This window comes from Flavobacterium taihuense (genome assembly GCF_019351435.1).
Classification (GTDB): Bacteria; Bacteroidota; Bacteroidia; order Flavobacteriales; family Flavobacteriaceae; genus Flavobacterium; species Flavobacterium taihuense.
Genome location: NZ_JAHWYN010000043.1, coordinates 1 through 5,711, shown reverse-complemented (window position 1 = coordinate 5,711; position 5,711 = coordinate 1). Strand labels below are relative to the sequence as shown.

The following is a 5,711-nucleotide window of genomic DNA, read 5'->3' as shown; positions in this document are numbered from 1 at the left end:
TTAGGAGGCTGGAAAGGTTATCTTTCAGAGAGAAAACCTGGCATCACAACCTTTTGGATTGGTCTTCAAAAATTCGCCGCAATTATGCAAGGCTGGATGCTTTTTAGAGATGTGTCCAGACCGTAGCCAAATATAGGTTGCCTTTTTTTATGGAATAAATTTAGCTTGGCTCAGCATCCAGTTGTAAATTTTATCTTCTCTGAAATAGCTTTCCACACTGCCATGATTACCGCCTTTAACAACTGTAAAAGTAAGATTGGCATCGGGATTGCAGGTCTGAATGGCTTTGACCATTTTTCTGGATTCCGAAATCGGAACAATATAATCTTTGTTTCCGTGAATAACCCACAAAGGAACTGTTGCCAGATTGCAGGCATCTTTTGTGTTTCCGCCTCCACAAATGGCGACAGCTGCTGTGATTTTGTCAGGATACTTTCCGGCAAAATCAAAAGTGCCGTATCCGCCTAAACTCATTCCGCACACATAAACCCTCGATAAATCGGTGTTGTAATTGTTTTGCACATATTCCAAAAGTTTTAAGAGTTTGTCTGGATCCCAAGCACCGTGAGCTACTTGTGGCGCAATAACGATGGCTGGTATTTCTTTTCCTCTCTCGATGGCTCGAATTACGCCGTAACGTTTTACTCGGTCCAAATTGGTCCCAGAGAGGCTTTTGCCGTGAAGAAATAAAATGATAGGTGCTTTTTTGTCCAAAACTTCCTGATTAGGCAGATTGATCCAGAAAGGGTATTCGGTTTGGTCTATAATTGCTTTTAGTTGCGCTTGTGCATTAGGAATGCCACAAAGCATAAGTAGGTAAAATAAAATATAAAATCGCATTAGTTTGGGGGCATTGTTTTGAAATGGGTTCGCAAATTACCTTTTATAATTAAAGGAGGCAAATTTTTCATGTTTTTAATGGTAAAAAAGCAGCTCAAAACCTATCTGCATATTTCATTCGGCTTCCTAATAAAATCTATTCGACTATTTTGAAATAGTCAGCAGTATTAATTGCATTACAAGATTATGTAGTGATTTTGATTTCAATATTTTGGCTAAGTGAAGAAGGATTTGTCAAGCGACGAAGTTGTGAATTTTATCTTAAATCGTAAGTGATAAATTACTTATTTGATTTTTAAAAGCGAAATAGTGTGAATAATACAAGTCTTAGTGTGAATTGTATAATATATCTGAAGCATTGCAGAACCACCTTTGTTGTACGAAATAATTTAATCCTAAAACAAAATAAAATGAAAGCTAAAATTTTACTATTCACTTTTGCGATACTATGTATTGCATTAATTTCGGGCTGCGAAAATGATGATTTTGAAGAAGTCAAAGGAGTATGTCCTATAGTTGTATCTACAACCCCCTTGAGTAATGCATTAAATGTGCCATTTGGACAAATCATTACTGCAACATTCAACGAGGAAATGGATCCAAGTTCGATTACTTCAACCTCATTTACGGTAATTGGAGTTGCTCCTATAGCAGGAACGGTTACTTACGCAGGTAAAACCGCCTCATTCACGCCAGCACTTCCGTTGGCAGAGAATACCACTTATACCGCCAGAATTACTACGAAAACTAAAGACCTAATGGGTAATTTTTTGCAAACTGATTATGTGTGGGCATTTTCGACAGGTACACTTTTAAGACCTGTAGTGATTACAACAGATCCTATTAATAACGCTATTGCGGTGAAGTTTGATAAAACAATTTCAGCAACATTTAATATGCCAATGAATCCATCGACATTAAATGCTACAACGTTTAAAGTAAATCAAGGTACTAATATTGTGGCGGGAGTAATTACCTATACAGGATCGACAGTTTCATTTGTACCAACAAATCCTTTATTGGCTAACAAAATCTATACTGTAACTATAACAAATGGTGCAAAAAACTCATTGAATACCGCAATGGTAGCAGATTATACTTGGACTTTTACTACGGATATTGTGCCAACAGTAACGGCAACAGATCCTGTTAATAATGCTATTGATGTCGCTTTAAATCAAACGGTAACGGCTAATTTTAGTACTGTAATGGATGCTTCTACAATCAATGCGACCACATTTACTTTGAAACAGGGAACTACAATAATTCCAGGTACGGTTTCTTATTCAGGTACTACAGCTTCTTTTAACCCAACAAATTCTTTGGTAATAGGGAAAGTTTATACAGCAACAATTACGAATGGAGCCAAAAATGTAGTAGGAACTCCACTGGCTAATGACTATGTTTGGAATTTTACGACCATACTGGCACCTCCTGCGGCAATAGTTGTGGAGCTTGGTACTGCTGCTATGTTTGGAGCTTTTGGTGGAAATGCCGGAATAACAAACCAAGGGTTAAATACAGTAATCAACAATGGAAGTATAGCGACAACTGCTGCTTCAACGCTGATTACAGGATTTCATGATGGTGTTGCAATTTATACAGAGACACCATTAAATGTTGGAAATGTGACAGGTGATATATTTGCTGCGCCTCCAGCTCCCGGAACTGCGACATCATTTGCAATAGCACAACAAGGATTGCTTGATGCAACGGCAGCTTATTTAAGTATTTCGCCTGCTTCAAAACCCGGAGGTTCTGATCCAAATGCAGGTGAATTAGGTGGATTGACATTGGCTCCAGGCGTTTATAAATCGGCTAGTGGTACTTTCAAAATTAGTAATGGTAATTTAACACTTGATGCTAAAGGTGATCCTAATGCGACTTGGATTTTTCAAACTGCAGCAGGACTTACTGTTGGGATCGCTGGTCCTACGGGAGCTAAAAGTGTAATAATGAAAAACGGTGCATTGGCCAAAAATGTGTTTTGGTATGTAGGTAGCGCCGCAACTATTAATGGTGCAGGTGGAGGAACTATGGTTGGAACTATTATTGCAAATTCAGGTGTTACTTTTTCTACTCCAGGAAATGCAGCTCAAACCGTACTCAACGGAAGAGCAATATCTCTAATCTCGTCTGTGACCATGGTCAATACAACGATTAATGTTCCATAAAACAACACCACTACTAAATACTATATCCCGTTTTCGGACGGGATTTATCTCATAAAAATTTAACAACAAAATATATCTAAAATGAAAGCTAAAATTAATTTCAAAAAGGAGTTATGTATGACATGGGCTCCCAATAATCGTCCCTTAAAAGGCCTATTTCTATTGACTTTTTTATGGTTAACGATACAAACACCTGTTCAGGGACAGGAAATTAACTATACAAAACCTTCCTGGTACTTTGGTGTTGCAGCTGCAACCAATTATAGTTTTTACCGTGGTTCAACACATCAGCTTAATTCGAGTTTGACTCCTCCGGTTACTTTTCACAATGGTGAAGGAGCAGGGCTTTATTTGGCACCACTTATTGAATATTACAAACCGAATACCAGATTGGGATTTATGTTTCAGGCAGGTTATGACAGCAGAAAGGGTTCCTTTGATCAAAAAACCACTCCTTGTAATTGTCCCGCAGATCTATCTACAGAATTAAGTTATATCACTGTAGAGCCAAGCATTCGTATTGCGCCTTTTAAGTCTAATTTTTATATATACGGAGGGCCACGTTTGGCTTTCAATGTGGATAAATCATTTAAATATCAGTTAGGAATTAATCCTGCTTATCCTAATCAAGAAGAATCACAAGAGGTAAGAGGTGATTTTGACAATGTTGACGAAACGCTTATTTCTATGCAAGTTGGAGCAGGGTTTGATATTCCATTATCTTCACAAAGACACAAAACACAATTTCTTTTGTCTCCGTTTGTGAATTTTCAACCTTATTTTGGACAACATCCCCGCACAACCGAGACCTGGAGTTTAAGTACCCTTAGAGTAGGTATGGCACTCAAATTTGGACAGGGAAGTAAAGGAGAAATTCCGGAAGTGGTAGAATCTCAAGTGCAATTTTCGGTAAATGCGCCTAAGAATATTCCGGGAGAACGTAATGTTAGAGAGGTATTCCCTTTACGTAATTATGTTTTTTATGATCTTGAATCCAATAAAATACCTAGTCGTTACAAGTTATTGCAAAAAGAGAATGCAAAAGATTTCAATGAAGATCAGATAGGAGGAGTTACAGCTTCTGTGAATCCATCAGGTCGTTCTGTAAGACAAATGACGGTTTATTATAACGTAATCAATATTCTTGGGAATCGAATGGTAAAAAATCCTTCAACGACTATTATACTTGTTGGTTCTTCGGAAAAAGGACCGGAAGATGGTTTGCTGATGGCTGAATCGATTAAAGTTTATTTGGTCGACGTATTCCAAATAAATGGATCAAGAATAACTACTAAAGGGCAATTAAAACCCAATATTCCATCCGAACAACCTGGAGGGATAAAAGAATTGGAATTACTTCGAGCGGGAGATCGCAGAGTTTCTATCGAAAGTAATTCACCTGAATTATTGATGGAATTTCAAGTTGGTCCAGATGCTCCATTAAAACCATTAGAATTTGTTACTGTTCAAGAAGCACCTATAGACAGTTATGTTACCATTGATGCAACTGGTGCAGGACAAGCGTATTCTTCATGGTCTTTGGAAACTACTGATCCAGACGGACAAATGAAAACTTTTGGTCCTTATACTCAAGAAAAAGTGAGTATTCCAGGTAAAAATATCATGGGAACTCGTTCTGAGGGAGATTATAAAGTAAAAATGATTGGGAAAACCAAAAGTGGCAAGATTGAAGAAAAAGTAACCACTGCTCATATGGTACTTTGGACACCTTCTAAAACTGAAGAAGGGCTCAGATATAGCATAATTTTTGAATTTAATAAATCAAAAGCAATCGCTATGTATGAGAAATATTTGAGGGAGGTTGTTACGCCTAAAATACCCAAAAATGGTGTTGTAATTATTCATGGTCATACCGACATCATTGGTGAAGAGTCTTATAATTTGAACTTATCTATGGACAGAGCGAATGAAGTAAAGGGTATTATTGAAAACGCTTTGTCTGATTCAGGAAGAAGAGATGTAAAATTCGAAGTTCATGGTTTTGGGGAAGATGAAAGTATGTCTCCTTTTGATAATAAACTTCCTGAAGAGCGTTTTTATAACCGTACTGTAATAATTGACATTATTCCTGTTACAAAATAGAAAAGCAATCTATCATTCTTATCAATAGAATTAGAATAGTTTTAAAAGAATTAAGCCCTTAAGCAAGTATCGTTTAAGGGTTTTGTTTTGCTTAAAAGACAGGGAGGTAACTGTGATCTCAGGCTTGTGAAAATTAATATTTTAATTTTTTTAAGACAGAAGGATTGTTGATTATTGAAAGCTAATTTTTTTGGTAAAAATGGTTTTACATACTTTTAAACTTAAGAAGTAAACCATATGTAAAATCATATAGATCTATTGTGGTTTATTTGATTGATTTGCAATGTCTTACATTTTTATTATTAAAAACAGAAAATTCTGTGCTGAAAGTTTTTTTTAAGGGTTAAATGCTTCTTCAGTGTTTTAAATGAAGTTGAGGTAAATAGAAATATACGCCATAATAGTTTGTTTTGCTTATTGTTATTAAAGTTTTATTCTATATTACTTGGTTCCAAATTGATCTAGAGGGTAGTGTCTCACTAACTGTGTAAGTTGAAAAGTTATTCTGAAAAATATTTGAGCTAATTTAAAAAGCTCAAAAATATTTTTTGGAAATAACTTTTTTGCTATTTTTAAAATTACATAGTTATGATT

The 5,711-nt window shown here is 36.1% G+C and carries 3 protein-coding genes; 2 read left to right on the top strand and 1 reads right to left on the bottom strand.

Annotated elements, in window-relative coordinates; genetic code table 11:
• Positions 1-147: 147 nt before the first annotated feature.
• A complete protein-coding gene (locus KZH69_RS20160; RefSeq protein ID WP_219319267.1) occupies positions 148-840 on the bottom strand; it encodes a carboxylesterase family protein in 693 nt (230 codons plus the stop codon).
• Between the two features lie 410 nt (positions 841-1,250).
• Between KZH69_RS20160 and KZH69_RS20155 the strand changes: the two genes are divergently transcribed.
• Positions 1,251-3,014, top strand: a complete 1,764-nt coding sequence (locus KZH69_RS20155) for an Ig-like domain-containing protein (RefSeq protein WP_219319266.1) — start codon at positions 1,251-1,253, stop codon at positions 3,012-3,014.
• Between the two features lie 81 nt (positions 3,015-3,095).
• Positions 3,096-5,117 (top strand): OmpA family protein, encoded by a 2,022-nt coding sequence (locus KZH69_RS20150; RefSeq protein ID WP_219319265.1) that lies wholly within the window; start codon positions 3,096-3,098, stop codon positions 5,115-5,117.
• Positions 5,118-5,711 lie beyond the last annotated feature (594 nt).

Excerpts from the sequence above, each read along its gene's own strand:
- KZH69_RS20155 (WP_219319266.1), top strand. The coding sequence starts at position 1,251 with ATGAAAGCTAAAATTTTACTATTCACTTTTGCGATACTATGTATTGCA.
- KZH69_RS20150 (WP_219319265.1), top strand. The coding sequence starts at position 3,096 with ATGAAAGCTAAAATTAATTTCAAAAAGGAGTTATGTATGACATGGGCT.
- KZH69_RS20160 (WP_219319267.1), bottom strand. The coding sequence starts at position 840 with ATGCGATTTTATATTTTATTTTACCTACTTATGCTTTGTGGCATTCCT.